At 73.3% G+C, this 26,087-nt stretch carries 24 protein-coding genes, 1 tRNA gene and 1 pseudogene; 11 read left to right on the top strand and 15 right to left on the bottom strand.

Translation table 11 applies throughout. The annotated features are described in order from the left end of the window. Positions 1 to 893: pseudogene (locus K7G60_RS14095) on the top strand (PAS domain S-box protein); the annotation flags it as partial. Positions 894 to 923: 30 nt separating this feature from the next. Here the strand turns inward: K7G60_RS14095 and K7G60_RS14090 are convergent. The 10 genes from K7G60_RS14090 to K7G60_RS14045 form a co-directional block, all read right to left on the bottom strand. Next, the gene (locus K7G60_RS14090) at positions 924 to 2,576 is read right to left on the bottom strand and encodes a long-chain fatty acid--CoA ligase (RefSeq protein ID WP_225801223.1); all 1,653 of its coding nucleotides are present in this window, start codon (positions 2,574 to 2,576) and stop codon (positions 924 to 926) included. A gap of 139 nt (positions 2,577 to 2,715) precedes the next feature. Continuing rightward, positions 2,716 to 3,261 carry a SigE family RNA polymerase sigma factor gene (locus K7G60_RS14085; protein WP_190155334.1) on the bottom strand — a complete coding sequence of 182 codons (546 nt, stop codon included), beginning with the start codon at positions 3,259 to 3,261 and terminating at the stop codon, positions 2,716 to 2,718. Between the two features lie 142 nt (positions 3,262 to 3,403). Further along, positions 3,404 to 4,432 (bottom strand): DUF1906 domain-containing protein, encoded by a 1,029-nt coding sequence (locus K7G60_RS14080; protein WP_225801226.1) that lies wholly within the window; start codon positions 4,430 to 4,432, stop codon positions 3,404 to 3,406. 232 nt (positions 4,433 to 4,664) lie between these two features. Next, the gene (locus tag K7G60_RS14075; RefSeq protein ID WP_225801222.1) at positions 4,665 to 5,831 is read right to left on the bottom strand and encodes a lipid-transfer protein; all 1,167 of its coding nucleotides are present in this window, start codon (positions 5,829 to 5,831) and stop codon (positions 4,665 to 4,667) included. Further along, positions 5,828 to 6,211, bottom strand: coding sequence for a MaoC family dehydratase (locus K7G60_RS14070; RefSeq protein WP_225801221.1), 384 nt, complete (start codon positions 6,209 to 6,211; stop codon positions 5,828 to 5,830). Before K7G60_RS14070 ends, K7G60_RS14075 begins: the two co-directional genes overlap by 4 nt. Further along, positions 6,208 to 7,236 carry an acyl-CoA dehydrogenase family protein gene (locus K7G60_RS14065; protein ID WP_225801220.1) on the bottom strand — a complete coding sequence of 343 codons (1,029 nt, stop codon included), beginning with the start codon at positions 7,234 to 7,236 and terminating at the stop codon, positions 6,208 to 6,210. Before K7G60_RS14065 ends, K7G60_RS14070 begins: the two co-directional genes overlap by 4 nt. A gap of 1 nt (position 7,237) precedes the next feature. Continuing rightward, positions 7,238 to 8,155: a bifunctional MaoC family dehydratase N-terminal/OB-fold nucleic acid binding domain-containing protein gene (locus K7G60_RS14060; RefSeq protein ID WP_225801219.1), complete on the bottom strand. Its 918-nt coding sequence runs from the start codon at positions 8,153 to 8,155 to the stop codon at positions 7,238 to 7,240. Then, on the bottom strand, positions 8,152 to 9,318 hold the full coding sequence (locus tag K7G60_RS14055; RefSeq protein ID WP_225801218.1) for an acyl-CoA dehydrogenase family protein: 1,167 nt from the start codon (positions 9,316 to 9,318) through the stop codon (positions 8,152 to 8,154). Before K7G60_RS14055 ends, K7G60_RS14060 begins: the two co-directional genes overlap by 4 nt. A 200-nt stretch (positions 9,319 to 9,518) precedes the next feature. Beyond that, positions 9,519 to 9,824: a hypothetical protein gene (locus K7G60_RS14050; RefSeq protein WP_225801217.1), complete on the bottom strand. Its 306-nt coding sequence runs from the start codon at positions 9,822 to 9,824 to the stop codon at positions 9,519 to 9,521. A 449-nt stretch (positions 9,825 to 10,273) separates the two neighbouring features. Continuing rightward, a complete protein-coding gene (locus tag K7G60_RS14045) occupies positions 10,274 to 10,783 on the bottom strand; it encodes an O-acetyl-ADP-ribose deacetylase (RefSeq protein ID WP_225801216.1) in 510 nt (169 codons plus the stop codon). A gap of 391 nt (positions 10,784 to 11,174) precedes the next feature. Between K7G60_RS14045 and K7G60_RS14040 the strand changes: the two genes are divergently transcribed. Beyond that, positions 11,175 to 12,431 carry a hypothetical protein gene (locus K7G60_RS14040; protein ID WP_225801215.1) on the top strand — a complete coding sequence of 419 codons (1,257 nt, stop codon included), beginning with the start codon at positions 11,175 to 11,177 and terminating at the stop codon, positions 12,429 to 12,431. Positions 12,432 to 12,523: 92 nt separating this feature from the next. Here K7G60_RS14040 and K7G60_RS14035 read toward each other — a convergent pair. Both K7G60_RS14035 and K7G60_RS14030 read right to left on the bottom strand, forming a co-directional pair. Next, positions 12,524 to 12,610: transfer RNA gene (locus K7G60_RS14035), tRNA-Ser, on the bottom strand. A 52-nt stretch (positions 12,611 to 12,662) separates the two neighbouring features. Then, positions 12,663 to 14,189 carry a S1C family serine protease gene (locus K7G60_RS14030; protein WP_225801214.1) on the bottom strand — a complete coding sequence of 509 codons (1,527 nt, stop codon included), beginning with the start codon at positions 14,187 to 14,189 and terminating at the stop codon, positions 12,663 to 12,665. Positions 14,190 to 14,379: 190 nt separating this feature from the next. Between K7G60_RS14030 and K7G60_RS14025 the strand changes: the two genes are divergently transcribed. The 3 genes from K7G60_RS14025 (at position 14,380) to K7G60_RS14015 (ending at position 17,078) form a co-directional block, all read left to right on the top strand. Further along, positions 14,380 to 15,201: a glycerophosphodiester phosphodiesterase gene (locus tag K7G60_RS14025; protein WP_225801213.1), complete on the top strand. Its 822-nt coding sequence runs from the start codon at positions 14,380 to 14,382 to the stop codon at positions 15,199 to 15,201. Between the two features lie 107 nt (positions 15,202 to 15,308). Further along, a complete protein-coding gene (locus tag K7G60_RS14020; RefSeq protein ID WP_078953706.1) occupies positions 15,309 to 15,911 on the top strand; it encodes an ATP-binding protein in 603 nt (200 codons plus the stop codon). A gap of 189 nt (positions 15,912 to 16,100) precedes the next feature. Then, positions 16,101 to 17,078: a DUF5926 family protein gene (locus K7G60_RS14015; protein WP_225801212.1), complete on the top strand. Its 978-nt coding sequence runs from the start codon at positions 16,101 to 16,103 to the stop codon at positions 17,076 to 17,078. Positions 17,079 to 17,299: 221 nt separating this feature from the next. On the opposite strand, the gene K7G60_RS14010 is transcribed toward K7G60_RS14015, so the two are convergent. Further along, positions 17,300 to 17,905, bottom strand: coding sequence for a hypothetical protein (locus K7G60_RS14010; RefSeq protein ID WP_225801211.1), 606 nt, complete (start codon positions 17,903 to 17,905; stop codon positions 17,300 to 17,302). A 239-nt stretch (positions 17,906 to 18,144) separates the two neighbouring features. Further along, positions 18,145 to 18,825, bottom strand: a complete 681-nt coding sequence (locus K7G60_RS14005) for a bifunctional DNA primase/polymerase (protein ID WP_225801210.1) — start codon at positions 18,823 to 18,825, stop codon at positions 18,145 to 18,147. 522 nt (positions 18,826 to 19,347) lie between these two features. On the opposite strand from K7G60_RS14005, the gene K7G60_RS14000 reads away from it, so the two are divergent. Next, a complete protein-coding gene (locus tag K7G60_RS14000) occupies positions 19,348 to 20,799 on the top strand; it encodes a PP2C family protein-serine/threonine phosphatase (RefSeq protein WP_225801209.1) in 1,452 nt (483 codons plus the stop codon). A gap of 138 nt (positions 20,800 to 20,937) precedes the next feature. Further along, positions 20,938 to 22,404, top strand: a complete 1,467-nt coding sequence (locus tag K7G60_RS13995) for an aminopeptidase P family protein (RefSeq protein ID WP_225801208.1) — start codon at positions 20,938 to 20,940, stop codon at positions 22,402 to 22,404. A gap of 64 nt (positions 22,405 to 22,468) precedes the next feature. Here the strand turns inward: K7G60_RS13995 and K7G60_RS13990 are convergent, their stop codons facing one another. Beyond that, on the bottom strand, positions 22,469 to 22,915 hold the full coding sequence (locus K7G60_RS13990; protein ID WP_225801207.1) for an ATP-binding protein: 447 nt from the start codon (positions 22,913 to 22,915) through the stop codon (positions 22,469 to 22,471). Between the two features lie 282 nt (positions 22,916 to 23,197). On the opposite strand from K7G60_RS13990, the gene K7G60_RS13985 reads away from it, so the two are divergent. The 4 genes from K7G60_RS13985 to K7G60_RS13970 all read left to right on the top strand — a co-directional run bounded on the left by K7G60_RS13985 (position 23,198) and on the right by K7G60_RS13970 (position 26,072). After that, complete coding sequence (locus K7G60_RS13985) at positions 23,198 to 23,968, top strand: hypothetical protein (RefSeq protein ID WP_225801206.1); 771 nt, start codon at positions 23,198 to 23,200, stop codon at positions 23,966 to 23,968. A gap of 120 nt (positions 23,969 to 24,088) precedes the next feature. Then, positions 24,089 to 24,865, top strand: coding sequence for a YcnI family protein (locus K7G60_RS13980; protein WP_225801205.1), 777 nt, complete (start codon positions 24,089 to 24,091; stop codon positions 24,863 to 24,865). A 41-nt stretch (positions 24,866 to 24,906) separates the two neighbouring features. Beyond that, the gene (locus K7G60_RS13975) at positions 24,907 to 25,626 is read left to right on the top strand and encodes an SCO family protein (RefSeq protein WP_225801204.1); all 720 of its coding nucleotides are present in this window, start codon (positions 24,907 to 24,909) and stop codon (positions 25,624 to 25,626) included. After that, positions 25,623 to 26,072, top strand: coding sequence for a copper chaperone PCu(A)C (locus K7G60_RS13970; RefSeq protein ID WP_225801203.1), 450 nt, complete (start codon positions 25,623 to 25,625; stop codon positions 26,070 to 26,072). Before K7G60_RS13975 ends, K7G60_RS13970 begins: the two co-directional genes overlap by 4 nt. Positions 26,073 to 26,087: the final 15 nt, after the last annotated feature.

Raw genomic sequence — 26,087 nt, 5'->3', positions numbered from 1 at the left:
GCCCCCCGCCCCCCCCCCCCCCCCCCCCCCCCCCCCCCCCCGGGGCCCGGGCCCCCCCAAGGGGGCCCCCCGCCGAGGGCTCCGCCGAAGGGCCGGAGCCGCTCGACGGTCCCGGCGGCGCGGTCGAGGTCGCCAACCGGCCCGCCCCGCGCCCCGTCGACGACGAGCTGCCGCCGGAGCCCCTCGACAACCCGCGCCGGCTGCTCGTCTGGCCCGCGCCCGACGTCTCCACCCAGCAGGCGCTGAGCGACCGCGGCTACCGGCCGGTGATCGTGCACTCCCGCGAGGAGGTCGACGCGCAGATCGCCGCCTTCCCGGCCGCGCTCTTCGTCGACCCGCTGACCGGGCCCATCACCCGGACCGCGCTCCAGTCGCTGCGTCAGGCCGCCGTCGCCGCCGAGGTGCCGGTGCTGCTCGCGGCCGGGCTCGGCCAGGCGACCCGGGAGGCGGCGTACGGTGCCGATCCGGCCGTGCTCCTGAAGGCGCTCGCGCCCCGCGACAGCGAGCAGCACCCGTCCCGGGTCCTGCTGATCGAGGAGCACGAGTCCATCGCGAACGCGCTCGCGGCCACCCTGGAGCGGCGCGGGATGCAGGTCGTGCGGGCGGCCACCGACACGGAGGCGGTCGCGCTGGCCACCGAGACCCGGCCGAACCTGGTGGTGATGGACCTGATGCAGGTGCGCCGCCGCCGGGCCGGGATCATCGACTGGCTGCGCGCGAACGGCCAGTTGAACCGCACCCCGCTCGTCGTCTACACATCGGCCGACCTCGTCGAGGAGGAGCTGCCGAAGCTCGACTCCGGCGAGACGGTCCTGTTCCTCGCCGAGCGGTCGAACAGCGCCGAGGTCCAGGCGCGGATCGTCGACCTGCTCGCGAAGATCGGCACCAACTAGCCCTCTCGGGCGAGTTGGTGCCGGGGGGCGCTACAGCCGGGTCACGTCCAGCTCGCCCTCCGCGTACTGCTTGCGGATGACCTTCTTGTCGAACTTGCCGACGCTCGTCTTCGGCACCGCCGGCACGATCGCCCAGCGCTCCGGCAGCTGCCACTTGGCGATGCCGCCCTCGTCGGCGAGGAAGGCCCTCAGCGTCTCGTAGTCCGCCGTCGCGCCGTCCTTGAGGACGACGGTGGCGAGCGGGCGCTCGCCCCACTTCTCGTCCGGCACCGCGACGACGGCGGCCTCGGCGACCTCCGGGTGCGCCATGATGGCGTTCTCCAGCTCGACGCTGGAGATCCACTCGCCGCCCGACTTGATGACGTCCTTGGCGCGGTCGGTGAGGGTGAGGTAGCCGTCGGGGCTGATCACGCCGACGTCGCCGGTCTTGAGCCAGCCGTCCTCGCTGAACTTGTCGGCGGGGCGGATCTCCTCGGCGTCGACGCCGCCGAAGTACGAGCCCGCGATCCAGGTGCCGCGCACCTCCAGTTCGCCGGCCGACTCGCCGTCCCAGGGGAGGCGTTCGCCGCCGGGGCCGACGAGGCGCGCCTCGACACCGGCGGGGAAACGTCCCTGCGTGACGCGGTACGGCCACTCCTCCTCGGCCGTGAGGCCGGTCGGCGGGTGCGACATCGTGCCCAGCGGGGAGGTCTCGGTCATGCCCCAGGCGTGGCAGAGGCGGACGCCGAGCCGGTCGTACGCCTCCATGAGGGAGGGCGGACAGGCGGCGCCGCCGATGGTGACCTGCTTCATGGAGGAGAGGTCGCGGGGGTTCGCGGTGACCTCGGCGAGCAGGCCCTGCCAGATGGTGGGGACGGCGGCCGCGTAGGTCGGCTTCTCGCGCTCGATCATCTCGGCGAGCGGGGCCGGCTGGAGGAAACGGTCCGGCATGAGCATGTTGACGCCGGTCATGAAGGCGGCGTGCGGCAGGCCCCAGGCGTTGACGTGGAACTGCGGCACGACGACCAGGCTCGTGTCCCTGTCGGTGAGGCCCATCGACTCGGTCATGTTCACCTGCATGGAGTGCAGGTAGATCGACCGGTGCGAGTAGACGACGCCCTTGGGGTCGCCGGTGGTGCCGGAGGTGTAGCACATCGCGGCGGCCGAACGCTCGTCCAGCTCGGGCCAGTCGTACGCGGTCGGACGGCCGGCTGTCAGCTCCTCGTAGTCGTGGACGCGCGGGGCGGCGCCGTCCAGGACGGAGCGGTCGCCCGGGCCCGCGACGACGACGTGTTCGACCGTCGGCAGGTGCGGGAGCAGCGGGGCGAGGAGCGGGAGCAGGGAGCCGTTGACGATCACGACCCGGTCGGCGGCGTGGTTGACGATCCACACCAGCTGCTCGGGGGGCAGTCGGAGGTTGAGGGTGTGGAGCACCGCGCCCATGGAGGGGATCGCGAAGTACGCCTCGACGTGCTCCGAGTTGTTCCACATGAGGGTGGCGACGCGCTGGTCGCCGGTGACCCCGAGTTCGTCGCGCAGGGCGTGGGCCAGCTGGTGCGCGCGGGTTCCGGCCTCGGCGAACGTGCGGCGCTGCGGCTCCGGCTCGCCCGTCCAGGTGGTGATGGTGGACTTCCCGTGGATCGTCATCCCGTGCTGGAGGATGCGGCTCACGGTCAGTTGTACGTCCTGCATGGTGCTGTACACGGGGCGTCCTCCCGGTGGGCGCTACGTGGCAGAAGGGGTGTGGAGATTCTGCGCACATACCAAGCGGTATGTCACTACCCGGGAGTATGAAGATTGCCAGTGATCGCTGGCGTGGCCCTACGGCCGGTCTCCGCCGCGCCTACCGCACGGGCGTCAGTTCCGGGTCCTCCCGGAGCTTCCCGAGCGCCCGGGACACCGCGCTCTTCACCGTCCCGACCGACACCCCGAGCACCTCGGCCGTCTGGGCCTCGCTGAGGTCCTCGTAGTACCGCAGGACCACCATCTGGCGCTGCCGCTCCGGCAGCTTCAGGACCGCGCGCCACATCGCGTCGTGCAGCACCTGCCGCTCGGCCGGGTCCGGCTCCGGGAGACCGGCGGGCTCGGGCAGCTCCTCGCAGACGAACTCGTCGACCTTGCGCTTGCGCCACTGCGACGTACGGGTGTTCAGCAGCGCGCGGCGGACGTAGCCGTCCAGGGCGCGGTGGTCCTCGATGCGCTCCCAGGCCATGAAGGTCTTGGCCAGCGCGGTCTGGAGCAGGTCCTCCGCGTCCGAGGGGTTCGCGGTGAGGGAGCGCGCGGTGCGCAGGAGCACGGGGCCACGCGCCCGTACGTACGAGGTGAAGGTCGGGAACGACGCGTACTGCGAGGCACCGGCGCAGACGGGGCCAGAGGGTGGCGGAGTCATGACTCCACGCTAGGAGCGCGCGGTGCCCGGCGGATCGGCCCCAGGTCCCGACCCGCCGTCCGCCTCAGGTTGTAGGGGTGGGGACGGCTCCACCTCCTCTGGGTGGAGACCCCGGACGCCCGCGTCAGGGTCGGCGCCCGCGTCAGGGGCGCGGGGGCACGACGGGCGGCGGGGGGACCGGGACGCGGACGGCGGACCGGGCCGGGACGGGGACCCGGGCGACGGGCGCGTCCATCGCGTTGCGGTCGATCGCGAGGGTGCGCCCGCCGTACGTCTCGGTGACGTTGCCCGCGTACTGGTGGATCCGGGCGTGCGGCGTCCAGGCCTGCGGATGCAGCACCGACTCGGTGAGCAGCGCCGGCTGCCCCCGCCAGCGCGCGAACCACATCACGTCCGGCAGGTCCTTCGTCCCCGCCCTGCGCTGCGCCTCCATGTCCCGCACCCCCGTGTCGGCGCTGCTGTAGAAGCCGGGGAGGTAGCCGAGGCGCCGCACCTCCCGGTTCCAGGCGCGGACGAACGAGAGGGTGGTCGCGGCACAGGCCGTGTCACCCCGCCGGTAGGCCTCGATGTCGAGGTAGAGCGGGCTGCTCGCGCCGATCCCGAGGGCGCTCGCGGCCCGTACCGCGTCGCCGCCCTCCCTGGTGCCCTGGCTCGTGGGGTCGGCGCCGATCGCGAAGGGGCGCTTGGCGAGGGAGTCCACGCACGGCGCCTGGGAGCCGACGAAGAGCGGCAGCAGCCGCCAGCCCATGGCGTGGACGGAGGCGACCCAGGCGCGGGTGAGCTCCTTCTGCACGGGACATCCCCGCCCCCGCCCCCCGAAGTAGATCCCGACGGCCCCGTACGGCGACCCCCGCCAGGCCCTCATCACCGCGAGGGACGGCGCCTCGCAGGTGTCGAACGCCTTGCCGGCGAAGTGCACGGGGGCGGCGGGGGCGCCGGGGGCCGCGGCACCGGGTGTGCCGTCGGGCGAGCCGGCCGTGGTCACGGAGGCGGTCGCGGAGCGGGTCGTGGTGGCGGAACCGGGCGCCGTCGCGGAGCCGGGCCCGGTCACCGGGGCGGGGCCGGCCGCGACGGGCACGGCCGCGGGCGGGCGTTCGGTTCTCGTGGTGGCCGGGGGCGGGGCGTCGAGGAGGACCGTCGCGGCCAGCGCCACCATCACGGCGGCGACCACGGCCCGCGCCCCGGGAGGCAGCGCGGAGCGGACGCGGACCGGTACCGGCGGCGCGGCCGGGAGGAGCGCGGGCGCGGCTCCGGATGCGGCGGATCCGGATGCGGCGGCTCCGGATGCCGCGGCTCTGGATGCGGCTTCGGATCCGGCGGCTTCGGATGCGGGCGGCGTACGAGTGCTCATGGCGCGAGTGAAGAACCGCCCGCCCCGCCCGGCCACCGCTCAGGCCGTCGCCTCAGCCGTCCGTGCCCAGGATCAACCCGGACGTGGGAACCCCCGTGCCCGCCGTGACCAGGGTCCGGGCCGCGCCGGGCGTCTGGTTCACCGAGGTGCCGCGGATCTGCCGCACCGCCTCCGCGATGCCGTTCATGCCGTGGAGGTACGCCTCCCCGAGCTGCCCCCCGTGGGTGTTCAGCGGCAGCGCGTCGGCCGCGACGAAGTCGGCCGCCTCCCCCGGCCCGCAGAAGCCGAACTCCTCCAGCTGCATCAGCACGAACGGGGTGAAGTGGTCGTAGAGGATGCCCACGTCGATGTCGGAGGGCGCGAGCCCGGAGGTCCGCCAGAGCTGCCGGGCCACCACGCCCGTCTCCGGCAGCCCGGTCAGGTCGTCCCGGTAGAAGCTGGTCATGGCCTCCTGTTTCCGCCCGGCGCCCTGGGCCGCCGCCAGGATCACGGCGGGCGGGCGCGGCAGGTCGCGGGCGCGCTCGACGGAGGTGACGACGATCGCCTGGCCGCCGTCGGTCTCCTGGCAGCAGTCCAGGAGCCGGAGCGGCTCGACGATCCAGCGCGAGGCGGCGTGGTCGGCGAGGGTGATCGGCTTCCCGTGGAAGTACGCGGCGGGGTTGCGGGCCGCGTGCCGTCGGTCGGTGACGGCGACGTGGCCGAAGGCGTCCGGGGTCAGCCCGTAGGCGTGCAGGTACCGCTGGGCCGCCATGGCGACCCAGGAGGCCGGGGTGAGCAGCCCGAAGGGCAGCTGCCAGCCGAGGGCGGCGCCCTCCGCCGAGGGTTCGCGCTCCTGGACGCCCGCGCCGAAGCGGCGTCCGGAGCGCTCGTTGAACGCCCGGTAGCAGACGACGACCTCGGCGATCCCGGTGGCGACGGCGAGCGCGGCCTGCTGGACGGTGGCGCAGGCGGCGCCGCCCCCGTAGTGCACGCGGGAGAAGAACGACAGCTCCCCGATGCCGGACGCCTGGGCGACGGTGATCTCGGGGTTGGTGTCCATGGTGAAGGTGACCAGGCCGTCGACGTCGGCGGGGGTGAGCCCGGCGTCGTCGAGGGCCGCGCGCACGGCCTCGACGGCGAGGGAGAGTTCGCTGCGGCCGGAGTCCTTGGAGAACTCGGTCGCCCCGATGCCCACGACGGCCGCCCGCCCGCCGAGCGCGTCCCGGCCGCGGACGCTCATCGCGCCACCTCCACGGTGACCGTCCCGGTGACGTGGTGTCCGAGTCCGTTGGCGCCGGCGATCCGGACGCTCGCCGTGTCCCCGTCGACCTCGGTGACCGTCCCGGTCAGGACCATGGTGTCGCCGGGGTGGTTGGGGGCGCCGAGCCGGATGGCGACCTTGCGGAGGACGGCCCGGGGGCCGAAGTGGTCGGTGACGTACCGGCCGACGAGTCCGTTGGTCGTGAGGATGTTCATGAAGATGTCCGGTGAGCCCTTCTCCCGGGCCAGTTCGGCGTCGTGGTGCACGTCCTGGTAGTCGCGGGAGGCGACGGCCCCGGCGACGATCAGGGTGCGGGTGATCGGGATCCGCAGCGGCGGCAGCTCGTCACCGGGCTTCATGAGGGGTCTCCCTTCGCGAGCCGGTCGCCGAGTTCGGCGAGGAGTTCGGTGCCGCAGCCCAGGTAGGCGTCGAGCTGCCGGCCCCAGAGGAAGTGCCGGTGGACGGGATGGTCGAGGTCCGCGCCCGTGCCGCCGTGGAGGTGCTGCCCGGCGTGCACGACCCGTCTGCCCGCCTCGGAGGCCCACCAGGCGGCGGTCAGGGCCGCCCCGGCGGCGTCGAGGCCCTCGTCGAAGCGCCAGGCGGCCTCGTAGGCGGTGACCCGGATGGCCTCGGTGTCCATGTGGGCGTCGGCGGCCCGCAGTTGCACCGCCTGGCGGGTCGAGAGGGGCCGCCCGAACTGCTCCCGTACGGAGGTGTGCTCCACGGCCCTGGCGAGCGACCCGGCGCACACCCCCGCCTGGAGCCCGGCGAAGGCGATCCGCGCGGCGGCGAGCACGTCGTCATGGGCTCCGCTGCCGCCGAGGCGCTCCCCCGGCGTCCCGTCGAGGACGAGCCGGGCGGCGGCCCAGGGCGCGGTGAGCTCGACGGCCTCGACGGCGGCCGCGTCCTCGGTGCGGACCAGCCACAGGACGCGGTCCTCGTCCGGTACGAGCACGTGGCCGGCGTCCCTGAGCCACGGCACCCAGTCCACGGTGCCGTCGAGTCCTCCCGGCCCCGCGGTGACCGTGCCCGGTGCCGGGAGCGCGCCCGTCACCACCGTCGTGCCGTCGCGCAGGCCGGGCAGGAGCCGGGCGCGCTGCTCCTCCGTACCGTGCCGGGCGACGGCGAGGATCCCGTACACACAGCTGGCGGCGAACGGCACCTGCGCCGTCCTGCGTCCCTGCTCCTCCAGGAGCAGGACCAGGCCGAGCAGACCGGTCTCCTCGACGGCGCCCGGGAGCCCGGCCGCGCAGAGCGCCTTCCAGAGCTCGGCGTCGGTGCCGGTCCCGGCGGCCCGGAGCCGCTCGTGCGTGGCGAGGTCGGCGAAGATCCGCCCGGCCAGCTCCCGGGCGGCCTCCTGTTCCTCGGTGGGGGTGAAGTCCATGTCAGTCCTCCCCTCCCGCCCGGAAGACGGGGAGCTCCAGGTCCTCGTCGACCCGCAGGAACCCGAGGCGCACGGGCATCCCGATCCGCACCTTGTCGTGGGGCACGCCCACCACGTTGCTGATCATCCGCACGCCCTCGGCGAGTTCGACGAGCCCGACCGCGTAGGGCGGCTCGAAGGCGGGGAAGGAGGGGTGGTGCACCACCACGTACGAGAAGACCGTCCCGGCGCCGCTCGCCTCGACCGCGTCCCACTCCCGCGAACCGCAGTCGGCGCACCCGGGCAGCCAGGGGAAGCGCAGGGCCGCGCAGTCGCCGCAGCGCTGGATCAGCAGCCGGTGCGCGGCCACGCCCTCCCAGAACCCGGCGTTGTCCCGGTTGACCACGGGCCGGGGCCGCCGTGCCGGGGGTTTCCGGGGCGGCCGGGCGGCGGGCGCGTACTTGAGGATGCGGAAGCGGTGCGTGCCCGCGAGTTCGCCGCCCGCCCGGACGTCCGTCCGCGTCGTCACGAAGTACCCGGTGCCGAGCCTGGTGGTCTTGCGCTCCGACACGGACTCGACGACGGTGTCGAAGCCGATCTCGTCGCCCGGGCGGAGCGGCCGCAGGTACTCCTGCTCGCAGTCGGTCGCGACGACCGAGGTGTATCCGGCGCCGTCGAGGAGGGCGAACAGCTCCTCGTACGCCGAGGACCGGTCCGTGTGCCCGGAGAGGCCGCCCATCGTCCACGCCTGGAGCATGGTCGGGGGCGCGACGGCGTCCGGCCCCCGGTAGGCGGGGTGGGCGTCCCCCATCGCCTCGCACCAGTGCCTGATCATGGGCAGGTTGACCGGGTCCTTGCCGGTGCCGGCGGTGGCGGCGGGCCGGCCCTCGAAGGCCACGAGCCGCTCGTACAGGGCATCGGCCTCGTCCGTACCGCTCATCGCCGCGCCCTCCCCTTCATGCCGAGCCGCGTCCTCGCGACGATCTCGCGCTGCACCTCGCTCACCCCGCCTCCGAAGGTGTTGATCTGCGCGGCCCGGTTCATGCGTTCCAGCTCGCCGCCGTCGAGGGCTCCCGGCGATCCCGCTCGCACCGTCCCCGGCCCGCCCGCGATCTCCTGGCAGATGCGGTAGACCTCCACCGCAGACTCGGTGCCCGCGAACTTCACCCCGCTCGCGTCCCCCGGGGCCAGGCGGCCGGCCCCCACGTCGCCCACCAGCCGCCAGCTCAGCAGGCGGGTCGCGGCCAGCCGGGCATGTGCTTCGGCGGCCCGGATCCGGACCCACGGCTCGTCGATCCGACGCCTGCCCGTCACCGGATCGGGGGTGCGGGCCCGGTCGAGGACGGCCGCGAAGAAGTCCTCCGCCTGCATGCCGATCGCCGCCAGCGCGACCCGCTCGTGGTTGAGCTGGCTGGTGATGAGGCCCCAGCCGCCGTTCTCGGGCCCGACGAGGTTGCCCGCGGGGACCCGTATCCCGTCGTAGTACGTGGCGGTCGTCGTCAGTCCGCCCACCGTCTCGATCGGGGTCCAGGAGAAACCGGGGGAGTCGGTGGGGACGAGGAGGACGGAGATCCCGCGGTGCGGCGGCGCGCCGGGATCGGTGCGGCAGGCGAGCCAGATCCAGTCGGCGTTCTGGGCGTTGGAGGTGAAGACCTTCTGCCCGTCGACGCGCCAGGAGTCCCCGTCCCGTACGGCCCGGGTGCGCAGGGAGGCGAGGTCCGTGCCGGCCTCGGGCTCGCTGTAGCCGATGGCGAAGACGGTCTCGCCGCGCAGGATCCGGGGCAGGAGGAAGGCCTTCTGCTCCTCGGTCCCGTACGCCATGAGCGTGGGTCCGACGGTGTTGAGGGTGACCATCGAGACGGGGGCGCCCGCGCGGTACGCCTCGTCGAAGAAGACGAACTGCTCGTCGGGCCCGCGGCCCTGTCCCCCGTACTCCTCGGGCCAGCCGAGACCGAGCAGTCCGTCGGCGCCGATCCGGCGGAGCAGCCGCCGCTGGGCGTCGGCGTCGCCGGCGGGCGGCGGCCCGTCGGGCATCACGTCCCGGAAGTAGGCGCGGAGTTCGGCGCGCAGCCGCAGCTGCCGCTCGGTCGGGGCGAGGTGCACGGCGACGGCCTCCCGTGGGACGACTGAGATTTCTGACTGTCCGTCAGATTCCGTCCGCCTGTCAAGGCCGGGAACGCCCGTACCGCCCGGAGACCGCGCGCATGCGCGACGGCCCGCACGCCGGTACCGAAGTACCGGTGCGCGGGCCGTCGTTCACACCACGGTCACGCCCCCCGTCGGGCCGGCTCAGGCCCTGCCGGTCACCACCACGGGTGGAAGTTGACCACGTTGTTGTCCTGGTCGATGTGGGTGAAGGCCGAGCCGTTCACGCTCGCGGTGTTGTTCTGGTTGGAGGCACCGGAACCGGTCGCCACCTGCTGCGTCGTGGTCGAGTTGCCGAGGTTGTGCCCGCCGACTCCGCTGCCGATGATCGTGGCGACGCTCGTGTTCGATCCGTCGTCCGCGAAACCGCCGTTGTCGGCCTGGGCCACCCCGGCGAAGAGCGCGGCGGCGAGGGGCAGGGCGGCGGCAGCGGCGAGGACGCGGGCGGTACGGATGCTTGCCATGTCTGTTCCTCCGGGAACTGAAAGCTGATGCTGTTGCACGGAACTGTTCTGCGGAACTTCTCTGAACCACGGCCGTTCCCAAGGCAGTTGGCCGACCGCCCCGGTCGTTGTGCTCGACGTCGCGAATCCAGAGTTGCCCACCGAATCCCCGGCGAACCACCCCGGAGCGGCCGATTCCCCCGCAAGCGTGAGGACAAGCCGATAAACCAGACCACAGCGAGAAAGGCGCAGCTCAGCGAGGAGAGAGGGCCCCGTGCGCGGCGTGTCGGCCGACACGGCCGTTGCGCCCCAAGGGGCGAAGCGTTCCGGCAGCTTTTCAGTCAATCCGTCGGACGGAATGCCGGGGCCGCGGAAATCGACGAAGAGACACGAAGGGAAAAGCCGAACACGTCGACCAAGGGGGTGAATGTGTTCGGCCCTGATGAGGAGAGGCGATTGCCGGACAGGTCCTAGCCGGCGAGGGCGGCCTCGAAGGCGGCGTAGGCGGTCGCGTCGAAGAGCACGAAGCGGACCTCCTCCACCTCGGTCTCGGCGGCCCGGACGGTCTCCACGGCGATCCGGGCGCCGTCGTCCATCGGCCAGCCGTAGACCCCGGTGGAGATGGCCGGGAACGCGACCGTGCGGTCCCCCAACTCGTCCGCCACCCGCAGCGCTTCGCGGTAGCAGGAGGCGAGCAGCTCCGATCGGTCCTCGTCGCGCGACCACACCGGTCCCACCGTGTGGATCACGTGCCGGGCCGGCAGCCGCCCGGCCGTGGTCGCGACGGCCCGTCCGGTCGGCAGCCCCCTGCCGTAGTGCGAACTCCGCAGCCGCCGGCAGTCGGCGAGGATCTCCGGCCCGCCCTTCCGGTGAATGGCCCCGTCGACCCCGCCCCCGCCGAGCAGCGAGGAGTTCGCGGCGTTGACCACCGCGTCGGCCGCCTCGGCGGTGATGTCCCCCCGAACGAGCACGATGCGCATCCCGATTCCCGTCTTCGTGGTGCCCCGGACCCTATGCCCCCGCCCGCCGGTCGGCACCGCTTTTACCACCTCGCCGGAGCGGGAAGCCCCGTCCGGAGCCGCGGGCGGCCGGGACGCGGAGCGATGCATACGTACGGGATGACCCGGTGGAAGCGACGTCACACGTACGGGTGGGTGTGGAGGCCGGGTGCGGGACCGTGGCACCGGAGGAGGAGGGGCCCGCGGGCACCGTCGGGCCGTGCGAGCGAAACACCCGGCACAGAAGGCATTTCCGGCCTTCAATCGCTCAGTGGTATGCGCGTGTCTAACCCCAACCCGACGCCTAAATTGTTCAGAATGTCACCTACTGCCCCACTTGAAACTACGAAGTTTCGTTGCCGAGGAGCGTGTCATGCAGATTCGCAGGTGGCTCCCAGACCAGCCCACCCGCATCGGCCGCCATGACTGGCCGGACGAGGGCGTCAAGGGAACACATCTGCGGCTGCAGGCCGGATCCATCGTCGTGCTCGACCGGCAGGCGTGGCGCGTCCTGGACATCACCGGCTATCCGGGCAACCACTGGCCGGAATCCTACGAGAAGGCGTGGCGCGACCACGTCGAACTGTGGTGGCACGCCAACGAACTGCGGCGGGCCGAGAACCAGGCGGTCAAACCGGCCCCCGAACGAGCCGAGTTCTACAGGCGCCCGGTGGTCCTGGTACTGCGCGACGAGAACCTCCCCCGGTCCGCGGCGAAGCACTGGTGCGCCCCCGCCAGCCAGGACTGGCAGGTCCTTCCCGAGCACTACGCCGTCTGCCGGGCCTGCGGCGAACTCCCGCCCTGCCACCACGGGGAGTACCGCCCGGAGGGCGGCCCCCGCCGCCCCGAGCAGAGCGGCGGCATCCCGCTCCTCGTGCCGGAGGGCTGCTGCATGGGGTGCGCCGAAGAGATCAAGCCACGGATGCGGACCGTGCGCTTCCCCGGTCCCAACCTCTGGTACCCGGACCTGGGCGACAACACCGCGATCTTCCACGCCCGCTCCTCCTGCGAGGACCAGGTGGAGTACTACCGCGCGCAGTGGCAGAGCGAGTACGCCCAGCCCGCCCCGCACCCGGCTCCCCCGGCGTTCCCCGGCTTCGACCACTTCGTCCTGCCCCGGGCCCGCCGGGGCGGGCCCGGGGTGCCGGGAGCGGTCCCGCAGCACGGACAGGACCTCGCCGCGGCCCCGCACCCCCAGGAGGAGGCGCACAGCTCCCTGGCCGTCGGATCCGGCACCTTCTCGCCGTCCTTCGAGGGATACCGGGCGGAGCCCGAGCCGTATCCCTCGGCTCCTCCGCCGTCGCCTCCGCAACCCTCGCCCACGAGCCGGCCCGCGCCCCCGGCGCCGACTCCGACTCCGGCCCCGGCCCCGGCCCCGGCACCGACGCCGGCCCCGGCTCCGACGCCGACGCCGATGCCGGCCCCGGTTCCGCAGAGCGCGGCTCCCCTCGGCGACGGCGGTCCCGCCGGCCCCGCCGTCCGGGCCGCGGAGGAACTGAGCCGCACCCTCACGGACCGCCCGGCCTTCCACAACGCGGAACAGGCGGCCCGGGTGATCGAGGAACTCACCGCGGCCGTACGCAACATCGCCCTCTGCCTGAACAACCCGCAGGCCCGCACCCACTCCTGAGCCGGCGGCACGGCGATCCGGCGACACGCACGCGGAAGGGGCGTCCTCCGTCGGAGGACGCCCCTTCCGACCGGCTCGTCGCCGATCCACTGCGGTGGGTGTGGGATTTGAACCCACGGAGACATCGCTGCCTCGACGGTTTTCAAGACCGTTCCCTTAGGCCGCTCGGGCAACCCACCCATGCCCCGGTCACCTGGGGCGAAGCGGGATACAGCCTACCGGCCGGGCCCGTCAGCTGTCGCCGGTGCGCTCGCCGAGGACGACGGTGGCCGTGGCGGTCCTGCCGTCGCGCTCGTAGGTGATCTTCACCGAGTCGCCCGGCTTGTGGGTCCAGATCTCGCTGATCAGGGTCGGACCGCTGTCGATCGGGTGGTCGCCGAAGCCCGTGATCACGTCGCCGGCCTTCAGGCCCGCCTTCGCCGCCGGGCCGCCGGGCGTGACCGACGGCGTGCCGCCGGAGCCCTGGGCGGCGATCGTCGCGCCCTGGCCCTTCTCGTTCATGTTCACGGTCGCGCCGATCACCGGGTACACCGGCTTGCCCGTCTTGATCAGCTGCTGCGCCACGTTCTTCGCCTGGTTGACCGGGATCGCGAAGCCGAGGCCGATCGAGCCCGCCTGGGACTGGCCGAAGCCGCCGCTGGTCGACTGGATGGCCGAGTTGATGCCGATCACCGCGCCGCTCGCGTCGAGCAGCGGGCCGCCGGAGTTGCCCGGGTTGATCGAGGCGTCCGTCTGCAGCGCGCTCATGTACGAGTTGCCGCCGCCGGAGCCGTCGCCCGAGGCGACCGGGCGGTTCTTGGCGCTGACGATGCCCGTCGTCACCGTGTTCGACAGGCCGAAGGGGGCGCCGATCGCGATCGTCGAGTCGCCGACCGCCACCTTGTCGGAGTCCCCGAGCGGCAGCGGCGTCAGCCCCTTGGGGGCGTCCTTCAGCTTCAGGACCGCCACGTCGTAGCCCTCGGCCCGGCCGACGACCTCCGCGTCGTACGTCTTGCCGTCCGAGAACGTCACGGACAGCGTGCCGCCGTCCGCCGCCGACGCCACCACGTGGTTGTTGGTGACGATGTGGCCCTCCTGGTCGTAGACGAATCCCGTGCCCGTGCCGCCCTCGCCCTCCTGGGCGCCGGACTTCGCCTGGATGGTGACCACGCTCGGCAGGGCCTTCGCGGCGACCGCCGCGACCGTCCCCGGCTCGCGCTTGAAGGAGGCCGGGGCCTGGCCCGAGGAGACCGTGGTCGAGCTGAAGCCGTTGTCGCCGCGCTCGGCCGCCCAGTAGCCGATGCCGCCGCCGATGCCGCCCGCGACGAGCGACGCGACGAGCACGGCCGCCACGAGGCCGCCGGTCCGCCGGCGCGGTGCCTCGGGGGCGGGGGGCACCGGCACGCCCCAGGCCGGGACGGCCGGCGGGGGCGGCGGGGGCCAGCCTCCGGCCGGCGCGGCGGCCGTGGGGGCGGGGGCGGTCGCGGGGGGCCGGTCCGGGGCCGCGTGCGGAGCCGCCGGGGCGGGGGCCGCGGCCGGAACCGGGGCCTGCACCGTCGTCGGCTCGTCCACCGGCGGGGACGCTTGCGGGGTCGTCTGCGGGGCCGCTGCCTGCGGGGCCGGCTCCGGCGCCGCCTCCGGGGCCGCGTGCGGCGCCGCCTCCGGGGACGTCCCGCCCGCCGGCTTGTCCATGGACGTCGGGGGTGCGGGAGCCGCCGGAGGGGTGGAGGGGGCGGCCGGGTCCGCCGGAACCGGCGTGCCCTCGTTCTCGGTGCTCACAGCTCGCTCTCCTCGTTGACTGCGCGGGGTGGGGGTACGTACTGGCTCCAGGGTGCTGCACCAGCTTTTCCCACAGGACGTCAGGCCGCTGTAAGGCGGAGCTGTGCGTTCGCACCCCATCCTTTATATACGGACAGAACGGACACCTTCCGGGGTGCCCGCGCCGCCCCGCCAATGGCACCATGACGCGGTGACTCACGCACGGCAGCACCCGAACCGCGTCCCCCTCCAGGTCGTCGCCCACCGCGGAGCATCCGAGGACGCACCGGAACACACCCTCGCCGCCTATGTGAAGGCCATCGAGGACGGCGCCGACGCCCTGGAGTGCGACGTCCGGCTCACCGCCGACGGCCACCTCGTCTGCGTCCACGACCGGCGAGTCGACCGCACCTCGAACGGCCGAGGCGCCGTCTCCGCGCTCGAACTCGCCGATCTCACCGCCCTCGACTTCGGCACCTGGAAGGGGCGGGACGACTCCGGGGAGATCCCCGACTGGCGGGACCCCGGATACACCTCCGTCCTCACCCTGGAGCGGCTCCTGGAGCTGGTCTCCGACGCCGGGCGCCGGATCGAGCTGGCCATCGAGACCAAGCACCCCACCCGCTGGCGCGGCCAGGTCGAGGAGCGGCTGCTCCAGCTCCTCAAGCGCTTCGGCCTGGACGCGCCCGCGTCCCCCGACGAATCGCCCGTACGCGTCATGAGCTTCTCGGCCCGTTCCCTGTACCGGATCGCCGCCGCCGCGCCGACGCTGCCCACCGTCTCGCTCGCCCAGTTCGTCTCGCCCCGGCTGCGCGACGGGCGGCTCCCCGCGGGCGCGCGCATCGCCGGTCCGTCGATCCGGATCGTCCGGCACCACCCCGCCGTGATCCTGCGGCTCCAGAAGGCCGGGCACCAGGTCCACGTCTGGACGGTGGACGAGGCGGAGGACGTCGAGCTCTGCGAGCGCCTGGGCGTGGACGCGATCATCACCAACCGTCCGAAGCAGGTGCTCGCCCAGCTGGGCCGCGGCTGAGCGCCGCCGGGGCACCTCTCCCGTCGCTTGTTCCCCCTCCGTCACAGAGGACAACAGCTCTTACAGGGTGTGCCCCGGCGCGTTCCGTGCGTACGCGATCGTCACGAGTGCCTCATCCCACACGGATTGGCCGGTTTCCGGTCCAGGCCATTGGGGCATCCACACGGTGGCGTGGGGCAAAGGAGGTCTCGGGGGTGGCGTTGGTGGTGGCACAGGAGGTGCCCACGTCGTCGAGCATGGCCGTACCCCATGGCCCTGCGGGCGTGGGTGAGGCGCGACACCGGATGCGGGACGAGCTGTACCGCAGCGGGGTGTCCGAATCGGTCGTCGACGACGCGGTGCTGATCCTTTCCGAACTGCTCAGCAATGCCTGTCGGTACGGCAGGCCGCTGAACCACGCGGAACGGGGCGAAGGCGATGTGCGGGCGGCCTGGCGGGTCGACCCGGGGGGCGGCCTGCGGGTCGAGGTGACCGACGGGGGTGGTCCGACACGGCCCGTCCCATCGACGCCCTCGGTCACCGCACGGGGCGGCCGCGGGCTGAACATCATCGGGGCGCTCGCCCAGGACTGGGGCGTGCGGGACAGCGCGACCGGTGAGGTCACCGTCTGGGTGGTCGTCACCGAGGGGCACCGCCGCGAGGACTTCGCCGCGCGCGTCGGCGGCGGCTCGGGCTTCGACTTCCTCGACGCGTACGACGACCTGGACTGAGACGCGTACGACGATCCGACCGTGACACGACGACCGGGCCGGGAGGCGACGGCGGGCGCGGCCCCGTGGCGGTGCCCGCCCCGGCTGTCGTGCCGCCCCGCCTGAACGGCGCCGGGGCCCGGTGCGGCTAGGCTCGCGCCCGGTACAGCACCGCAGACAGCACAGTCGCGATCGGGAGAAAGCCACACCATGGCCAAGAAGCGCCCCCAGACGAAGGCCGGCAAGACCGGCCAGGCACAGGTCACGAACGGGGAGATCCCGGTCGTCGGGGCGCGCGAGCCGTGCCCGTGCGGTTCGGGCCGCCGCTACAAGGCGTGTCACGGCCGGACCGCCGCGCACGCCGTGACCGAGCTCGTGCAGCGCCCCTTCGAGGGCCTGCCCGGCGAGTGCGACTGGGTCGCGCTGCGCGAGCTGGTGCCGGCCGCCACCGTGCCGCTCACCCTGAAGGGCGGCCTGCCGGAGGGCGTGCCGTCGGTGACGCTCGCGACCGTGCTGCCGATGGCGTGGCCGGCGCTCCGCCGCGACGACGGCTCCGTCCTGCTCGCCCTGCAGAACGACTCCACCTCGGGCGACCTGGCCCGCGACCTCGCCGACACCCTGCAGCGCGCCCTGGAGGCGGAGCCGGGCACCCCGGTCCCCGCGCGCCGCGTGCCGGCCGAGGGCCCGCGCCTGCAGGAGCTGCTCGACGCGGACGCCCCGTTCGTCCCGGAGGTCCACTCGGGCTTCGAGTTCTGGATCCCGCAGTCCGCGGACGGTGCCGACCAGGAGGTCGCTGCCTCCCTGGAGCGGGCCAACGCGGCCGCGATCCCGACCGTGAAGCTGACGAGCGTCGACTCCGCGTACTGGTGCGAGGTTCCGGACAAGAACCACCTCCGCTGGGTCATGCCGCACCCGGAGGAGAAGCTCCTCGACGCCCTCGCCCGCCTCCAGGCCGGCGAGGGCACCTCGCTCGGCTCGGACACCCGCCTCGTCGGCTCCTTCCGGGCGCACGGCCTGATGGTGCCGGTGTGGGACCTGCCGTCCTCGATGACCGCCGAGGACTGCGAGAAGCCGGCGGCCGAGTTCGCCGAGCGGCTGGCCGCGGCGCTCGCCTCGGACGCCCCGCTGACGGCGGAGGAGCGCCGGGCGCGCGGCGGCCTCACGAACCGTCAGGTGACTCTCAGCTGATACCCCAGGTGGTATCGGTGACCGGCAGACCGACCGGTCGGTGACTTCCGCCACAAAGCGGGTCCCCGGACGGATAAATCCCTGTCCGAATAACCGAGATCGAATTTGCGAACCGCAGATCTCTTGTTACCGTTCTTGAAGCCCGGTCGCTGGTGCATCCCCCGTCGCCAGCGACCGGGCCTTTCCATGTCCGCTCCCGGCAGGGCCGGAGCGTCCGACGCTCAACTTCCTTCGCCGTCCGCCGTGTTGCTTCCCGCGCGGAGCAGCAGCGGAGTGGTGTCCCCCTCGCCCGCGCCGGCGAATTCCGCGACCGCCGTATACGCCGCGACCGCGCCGCGAGCGCGCTCCCTCGGCGTTTCACAGGTTCCCGGTTCGTCCTGCGCCGGGACCTGGCAGCTCACTTGCACGGTCCGTCCGCCGGGGCCCATGAGGGTCAGAAACGCGTCGAACCGCCGACCCGTGGCGTTCCGGTAGTACGTACGCGCCCAGACGTCACGTTCCTCGCTCAGGACGCAGGTCTGCGCCTCGGCCCCCTCCGGAGAGACGAGTTCCGGCCCACAACGCGTGACGCGTTCGGGTGTGGCGCGTCCGGGAGCCGCGGGCGCCGCCGGGGCCGCGGAGGCCGGGGCGGGAGCGGTGGAGGCCGGCGTACGGGGCCCCAGGCCGAGCTCCCCGAGGAGGTCCCCGGGCTTCGCGTCCCCCTGGGCGCTCGCGCCGGCCGGCCGCACGGGGTCCCCCGTCGGCCTCGCCGTCGCGACGAGGGGCAGCAGGACGGCGACCGTGACGGCGGTCCCGAGTCCGACCACGCGGAGGTTCACCGGGCTCATGGGACCCACCTGCTCCTGCTCGGCTGGAGATCTGGAGATCTTGAACGGTGGGGTGAACATAGCGCCGGGACCCGGGCGCCCGGTCGGCCGCGCGCCCGTTTCCCCTGCAAGTCGGACCGGGACACACCCCTTCGGGTGAACGGCCGCGCCCGCTCCGGTGGACCTCCGTGCGGAAGCCCCCGAGCGGGCCCCGCACGGAAGCCCCCGAGCGGCTCCCGCGCGAAAGCCCCGGCCCCGTCTCAGTACGCCAGCCTGCTGCCGCCGCCCGGTGTGCTCGTGCTCGCCTGGACCAGGGCGTCGACCACCGCCTCGACGTCGGGCAGCCACGGCCGGGCCGAACCGGCGAGCGGCGCCCGCTCCCAGCGGACCTGCCCGGTCCCCGCGACCGACGGCGGAAGCAGCAGGTAGCCGCCCTCGCCGTGGAACCGCAGCGAGCTGGGCACGTCGTCCTTCGCGTACAGCAGCTCGCCCAGCCGTTCGAGGCCGTACGGGGCGACGAGGATCGACCACCGGGTCGGGGTCGCCACCACCGGGCCGAGCCGCATGCCCGTCACGTCGAGCGCGGCGAGGGCCCGCGCCCCCGCCACCGCGGGGAGGCTGACCGCGCAGGGCGCGCCGCCACCGGTGGCGAGGACCACCGGGGCGTCCGGGCGCCGGGTCCACCACCAGCGGACCATGCGCTCGTCCGTGGTGGCCGCGAGCAGTCCGGGGTCGTAGGGGTGCGCGCCGGGCACCACGCAGTCGGGATCGGGACAGGAGCAGGCCGCTCCCGCGGCCGTACGGGTCGTCGCTCTCAGGCTCGCGCCCGGCAGGACGGGCCAGTTCCACTCGACCGCGAAGGTGACCGCGGCGTCGAGCCGGGCGGTCCTCTCCTTGCGCCGGAACCGGAGCCTGCGTCGCCTTCCGAGGATCTCGCGCATGAGCGCTCGTTCCTTTCCGTTGAACGCCGAATCCACATCACACCATGTGCAGAAGTCTTCACCGTGCGTATCAGCGCGTGCCGGGTCGGCGGGGTGCCGGCCCCCCTGGGGAGCGGGGCGGACCGGGTCGGTGCCGGGTGGATCCCGGGGAACCGGGTGGAGCCAGGTCGGAGCCGGAGCGGGTCAGAACACGTTCCCCGCCACTCGGTGACGGGCTGCGGCCTGCGGCGGGAAAGACGCCGGGGTTCCGCGTCACGTTCCGGGGCGGTGTCAACTGCCCCTGCCTGTCACCGATTACGTACCCAGCACGCTTGGAATGACGCGCTTTCAAACGACGCCAGTCGACCGCAAAAGGTGCACACCGGGGGCAATTTTCGGCCAACTTCTCGCGTACTTCAACCCTCTCGCACGAGCTCACGGACACCACAAGTCCCGTGGGGACAATGCTGGACATCGTTCCTCTTGTGCGTGTACATGTGGATGCATCGAGCGGCTCAGATTGACATGGGGGTTTGCGATGCTATGGCGTCAAACGCACCGGTCGGAAAGCCGACTGCCATGAGCGCCCCACACATGCCGAAAGTGGCCGGAATCGATTCCACAGCTCCCGGTCCCCCGCACACTACGCCGCCCCTTCCCGGGGTGCCCGCGGCGGCGAGCCCCGCCGACGGCGCCCTTCCGCCCGGAGTCCTGATCCAGGACCGGCTGGCCTCCTGGGTCTCCGACCTCACCACTCTTCACGAACTCACCGAACGCCTCGTCAAGATCGCCTCCCTCGACGAGGCCCTCCGCGAGGTGCTCGGCGCCGGTGCCGCCCTCGTGGGCGCCCGCCGCGGGATGTCCGTCCTCGAACCGGCCGACGGCCGCGGCCCCACCAGCACCATCGGCCTCGGCCTCGCCCACGCCGACCTGGGCACCATCGAGACCGTCCCGCGCGGCGCCACCAGCTACGGCCGTCTCCTCGACGGCCTCCCCGACGCCGGGCACCCCGAGCGCGTCCCCGACCCGATCGCCATCCGCGACGTCCGCGCGGAGGAGGGCCTCGACCCGCGCCACCGCGAGGTCGCCGCCCGCCTCGGCTACGCCGCCAGCTACGCCCTGCCCCTCGCCACCGAGGAGGCCGGCCGGCTGGGCGCGGTCGTCTGGCTCTACGACGAGCCCGCCGAACCCACCGACCGGCAGCGCCACCTCATCGGGCTCTACGGCCGCTTCGCCACCGAGCACCTCGCCCGGCTCCTCCAGGTCGAACGCGCCCGCGTCCAGGTCGCCACCGTCGCCGAGGAGCTGCTCCCCAGCCGCCTCCCGCGCGTCCCCGGCGTCCAGCTCGCCGCCCGGCACCGCACCGGCCCGCTGGGCGGCGGCGACTGGTACGACGCGCTGCCGCTGCCCGACGGCGCCCTCGGTCTGGCCGTCGGCTCCGTCTCCGGCACCGGGCCCAGCGCGCTGGCCGCCATGGGCCGGCTGCGCGCCTCCCTCCGGGCGTACGCGGTGATGGAGGGCGAGGACCCCGTCGCCGTCCTCTCCGACCTGGAGCTCCTGCTCCGGATCACCGAACCCGCCCGCTCCGCGACCGCCCTCTTCGCCTACGCCGAGCCCGCGCAGCGCCGGATCGTCCTCGCCGGCGCCGGGCACGCCCCGCCACTGGTCGTCGGCGAGCGCCGCACCGAGTTCGTCGAGACCTCCCTCTCGGCCCCGCTCGGGATGCTCTCCTGCTGGGAGGCGCCGAGCGTGGAGCTGTCCCCCGCACCCGGAGAAACGGTGCTTCTCTACACGGACGGGCTGCTGCGACGCACCGGCGACGCCATCGACCGGGCCTTCGCGCGGCTCCACGCGGCCGCCGCGAGCGTGCCGAGGGCGGACCGGGGCGACCCGGGCGCCGTCGCCGACCACGTCCTGCGGGCCCTGCTCCCCGAGGGCCTGGACCCGGCCGTGGACGGCGAGGACGTGGTCCTGCTCGCCGCCCGCTTCGAGTGAGCCGCTCCGACCGGTGCGCAAGCCGATGGGTGTAAGCGGAACGTAACTCACCGGTAATGGGTCCTCCGGCCCTGGACCCCCTTCCGTACGACCGTACGATGGTGGGGGTTCAGTGTCGTACCAAAAGGAGGCAGACCCGTGGCCGAGGAGCTCACCCCGGAGACCCCGGAAGAGACCGAGACCGAAGAGCAGCCGATCAAGCAGCGCAAGAACGGGCTGTACGGGGGCGTCTCCGACGAGCTCGCCGAGAACATGCGGTCCGGCTGGGCCGACACCGAGCTGCACGACCTCGCGCCGATCGCGCAGGCCGACAAGACCGCCGCGCGCCGCGCCGCGCTCTCCGCCCGCTTCCCGGGCGAGCGCCTGGTGATCCCCGCCGGGAACCTGAAGACCCGGTCGAACGACACCGAGTACAGCTTCCGCGCCTCCACCGAGTACGCGTACCTCACCGGCGACCAGACCCAGGACGGCGTCCTCGTCCTGGAGCCCACCGCCGACGGCCACGAGGCCACGATCTACCTGCTGCCGCGCTCGAACCGCGAGAACGGCGAGTTCTGGCTCGACGGCCAGGGCGAGCTGTGGGTCGGCCGCCGCCACTCCCTCGGCGAGGCCGAGCAGCTCCTCGGCATCCCGGCGAAGGACGTCCGCGAACTCCCCGAGGCGCTCAAGGAGGCCACCGGCCCCGTCCGCGCCGTCCGCGGCCACGACGTCGGCATCGAGGCCGCGCTGACCGACAAGGTCACCGCCGAGCGCGACGAGGAGCTGCGGGTCTTCCTCTCCGAGGCCCGTCTCGTCAAGGACGACTTCGAGATCGCCGAGCTGGAGAAGGCCTGCGCCTCCACCGCCCGCGGCTTCGAGGACGTCGTCAAGGTCCTCGACAAGGCCGAGGCCACCAGCGAGCGCTACATCGAGGGCACGTTCTTCCTGCGCGCCCGCGTCGAGGGCAACGACATCGGCTACGGCTCCATCTGCGCCGCCGGCCCGCACGCCACCACCCTGCACTGGGTCCGCAACGACGGCGACGTCCGCTCCGGCGACCTGCTGCTGCTCGACGCCGGCGTGGAGACGAACGAGCTCTACACCGCCGACATCACCCGCACCCTGCCGATCAACGGCCGGTACACCGAGATCCAGCGGAAGATCTACGACGCCGTGTACGAGGCGCAGGAGGCCGGCATCGCCGCGGTGAAGCCCGGCGCCGCCTACCGCGACTTCCACGACGCCGCCCAGCGCGTCCTCGCCGAGAAGCTCGTCGAGTGGGGCCTCGTCGAGGGCCCGGTCGACCGCGTCCTGGAGCTCGGCCTCCAGCGCCGCTGGACCCTGCACGGCACCGGCCACATGCTCGGCATGGACGTCCACGACTGCGCCGCCGCGCGCACCGAGACGTACGTGGACACCACCCTGGAGCCGGGCATGTGCCTGACCGTCGAGCCCGGTCTGTACTTCCAGGCCGACGACCTGACCGTGCCGGAGGAGTACCGCGGCATCGGCGTCCGGATCGAGGACGACATCCTCGTCACGGAGGACGGCAACCGGAACCTCTCGGACGCGCTGCCGCGCCGCGCCGACGAGGTCGAGGCGTGGATGGCCGCGCTGAAGGGCTGATCCGCGCGTACGTTGGAACCGAGGGGCTCCCGCCGACCGACCGGCGGGGGCCCTTCCCCGTACCTCACGCCATGAGGAGCGACGGGCTGTCCCGCCACTTCAGGAGCTTGTCGAAGCTGACCACGGCACCGCCCCGGCCCGAGCGGTTGCCGAACTGCACGTGATCGGCCAGCTCCTCGATCAGGCGCATCCCCCGGCCGTGCTCCGCCTCGTCCGACGGCACGGCCGGCGCCCCGGCACCGGGAAAACCCGGCCCCGAGTCCGCCACCTCGATGCGGCACGTCTCGCCGTCCAGGTACGCCGTCACCCGGTACGCCCCGCCCGGCTCCCGTGAGCCGGCCCCGCCGCCGTGCTCGACGGCGTTGGCGCACGCCTCGGTCAGGGCGACCGACAACTCGTACGACACGTCGGGATCGACACCCGCCGTCTCCATCGTGCCCAGCAGAAGCCTTCGCGCGAGCGGCACGCTCGCGGCCTCGCGCCGCAGATGGAGTGACCACCAGATGCTCATGCTCCAGCCTCCCGGCAGCGGCTCGACATACCGATACGTATTGCCTGGGCGGGCGCTCCGTAAGCGCCCGGAGGCGTCAAGAGCGCTCGTTCGGCGGATGCACCGGGCCGGTGCGCCGGTGTATGCCGCCCGCCCACGGGGCGCCCCGACGGCCCTCACACCGCCCCGGCGGTCCGGCATCCGAGCACGGTGGTCGGCGTATCTCGCCGCGAAGGCGCCCAAGAACGACCTTCCGGACCTGCCTCATGGCGGTGGCGGGCGTGGTGCGATGATGGGGCCGCCATGACTGCCCCCGCGCTCGTTCCACGGCTGCTGAGGGCCGCGGTGTTCACCGCGGTCTGCGTCGTGCTGTCCGCGCTGGGACACGCCCTCGCCGCCTGCGAGGGCATCGCCCTGTGGACCCTCGCCGCCGGATTCCTCGGCGTCTTCGGGATCACCGTCCTCCTCGCCGGCCGCGCGCGCTCCCTCGGCCTCGTCGTCGGCGCCCTCGCCGGCGGGCAGCTCGGCCTGCACGTCCTCTTCGGGCTCGGACAGCGGCAGCTCGCCCTGAGCGGCCAGGCCGACGACGCCCTCGTCCGGATGGCCGCCCGGCTGGTCTGCGGGGCGGGCGCCGCCTCCCTCAGCCCCGCCGACGCCACCCGGATCATCACCGAGGCCGGTCTCGACCCGGCCGACGCGTACGCCCACACGGGACACACGGCCCCCGCCGGCGGCGAACTGCTGCCCGGCCTCCCCATGGTCCTCGGCCACCTCCTGGCCGCCCTGGCCGCGGGCTGGCTGCTGCGCCGCGGCGACCGCGCCCTCTCCCGGCTCGTGGAGCTCTCCGAGCAGGGCGCGACGGAACTCGCCGAATGCGCCCTCGTGCGCTCCCTGCGGGCCGCGCTCCGTCTCGTACGGGCCCTGCTCGCCGGGCTGCCGTGGGCTCCGCGCACGGGGCCCCGGGGGCCCCTCCGGGCGCCCTCCGACTCCTCGCCGCCGCCGGTGGCCGAGGCACTCCAGCACACGGTGATCAGGCGCGGCCCCCCGGCCGCCGACTGCGTCCTCGCAGCCTGACACGGACCGCTCGGCACGGGCGGGCCGTGCTCGTCCGCACGCCCGTGCGGGACTTCCGTCCCCGGGCGCGCCGGACCTCCTCGCCCTTCTCCGATCTTCCGAGCTGGAGTGTCTTCCGCCATGAACGTTTCCCGCATCGCCGCCGGCCGCGTCTCCGCCACCCGTGTCGCCCTCGCCGGCGGCATCGCCCTCTCCTCCGTGGTGCTGCTGTCCGGCACCGCCTTCGCGCACGTCAGCGTGCAGCCGCAGGGCGAGGCGGCCAAGGGCGGCTACGCGACCGTCAACGTCAAGGTCCCGAACGAGCGCGACAACGCCTCCACCGTGAAGGTCGAGGTCAACTTCCCGCTCGACCACCCGCTGGCCTCCGTCATGCCGCAGCCCGTCCCCGGCTGGAAGGCCGAGGTCACCAGGAGCAAGCTCGACAAGCCGCTGGAGCTGCACGGCAAGAAGATCAACGAGGTCGTCTCCAAGGTCACCTGGACCGCCGACAGCTCGAAGATCGGCCCCGGCCAGTTCCAGCAGTTCCCGCTCTCCCTCGGCCGGCTGCCGGAGGACGCGGACGAGCTGGTCCTCAAGGCGATCCAGACGTACGACAACAAGGAGGTCGTGCGCTGGATCGAGGAGCAGAAGGAGGGCGCGGAGGAGCCGCAGAACCCGGCCCCCGTCCTGAAGCTCTCCGCCGCCTCCGCCGACCACCACGGCGGCGCCGCCCCGTCCGCCTCCGCCGGGACCGACGAGAAGGCCGGTCACGACGACGAGAAGGCCGACCACCAGGAGACCGCCGCCGCGTCCTCCGCCACCGACACCACGGCCCGTGTCCTCGGCGTCGCCGGCATCCTCGCCGGTGTCGCCGGCGTCGCCTTCGGCGTCCTCGCCGGCCGCCGCCGCTCGGCCTGACGGCCGCACCCCACCCCCGCTCGTGATCCGGAAGAAGCACCATGTCTGAAGAGAAGACGCCCGGGACGGCCACGGCCCGTCCCGGGCGGCGCGCCCCGCTGGTCATCGCGACCGCCGCGATCGTCGCCGCCGTCGGCCTCACCGCCGCCGTCGGCCTCGGCGGCAACGACGACAAGCCCTCGGGCGCCGGCTCGGCCGTCGCCGAGATCTCCGGCGGCACCGACTCCACCAGGGCCGCCACCGTCCTCGACCGGCCGTTCACCAAGCCCGCGCTCGTCCTCACCGACACCAAGGGCGAGAAGTACGACCTGCGGGAGCGGACCAAGGGCAAGCCGACGCTCGTCTACTTCGGCTACACGCACTGCCCCGACGTCTGCCCCCTGACGATGAGCAACATCGCCATCGCCAAGAAGAAGCTCCCCAAGGCCGACCAGGACAAGCTCCAGGTCGTCTTCGTCACCACCGACCCCGAGCGGGACACCTCCGCCGAGCTCGCCAAGTGGCTGCCCGCCGCCGGCGACCCCTCCTTCACCGGCCTCACCGGCGACTTCTCCGCCATCCAGGCGGGGGCCCGCCAGATCGGCATCGGCATCGACCCGCCGAAGAAGGAGAAGGACGGCTCGGTCGTCTCCATGCACGGAGCCCAGGTGATCGCCTTCTCGCCCACCACCGACCAGGGCTACGTCCTGTACGGCGAGGACGCGACCGTCGACGACTACGCCAAGGACCTGCCGAAGATCATCAAGGGGGAGAACCCGTGACCCGCCGCACCACCGCCCTGTCCGCCGCCGTGGCGCTCGCCGCCGCGCTCGCGCTGACCGGGTGCTCCTCCGAGAGCAAGCCCGACCTGGAGGTCAGCGGCGCGTTCATGCCCCAGCCGGTGATGGACATGGCCGGCGGCTTCCTCACGATCAGGAACGACGGCGACACGGCGGACAAGCTGACCTCCGTCACCAGCCCGCTCTCGGACGACGTCACGATCCACGAGGCGAAGAACCAGAAGATGCGGGAGGTGAAGTCCTTCGACATCCCCGCCAACGGCGAGCTGAAGCTCGAACGGGGCGGCAGCCACATCATGTTCATGGAGCTGAAGTCGAAGCCCAAGCAGGGCGACAAGGTCAGCGTCGAGCTGCACTTCGAGAAGTCCGACCCCATCGAGGTCGACCTTCCCGTCGAAGCGCCCAACCACAACCCGCAGCAGCACTGAGCTCGTTGACGGAGT

Source organism: Streptomyces sp. NK15101, assembly GCF_020400725.1.
Lineage (GTDB): Bacteria > Actinomycetota > Actinomycetes > Streptomycetales > Streptomycetaceae > Streptomyces.
The sequence above is the reverse complement of the archived record's forward strand: the minus strand, read 5'-3'. Positions and strand labels throughout refer to the sequence as shown.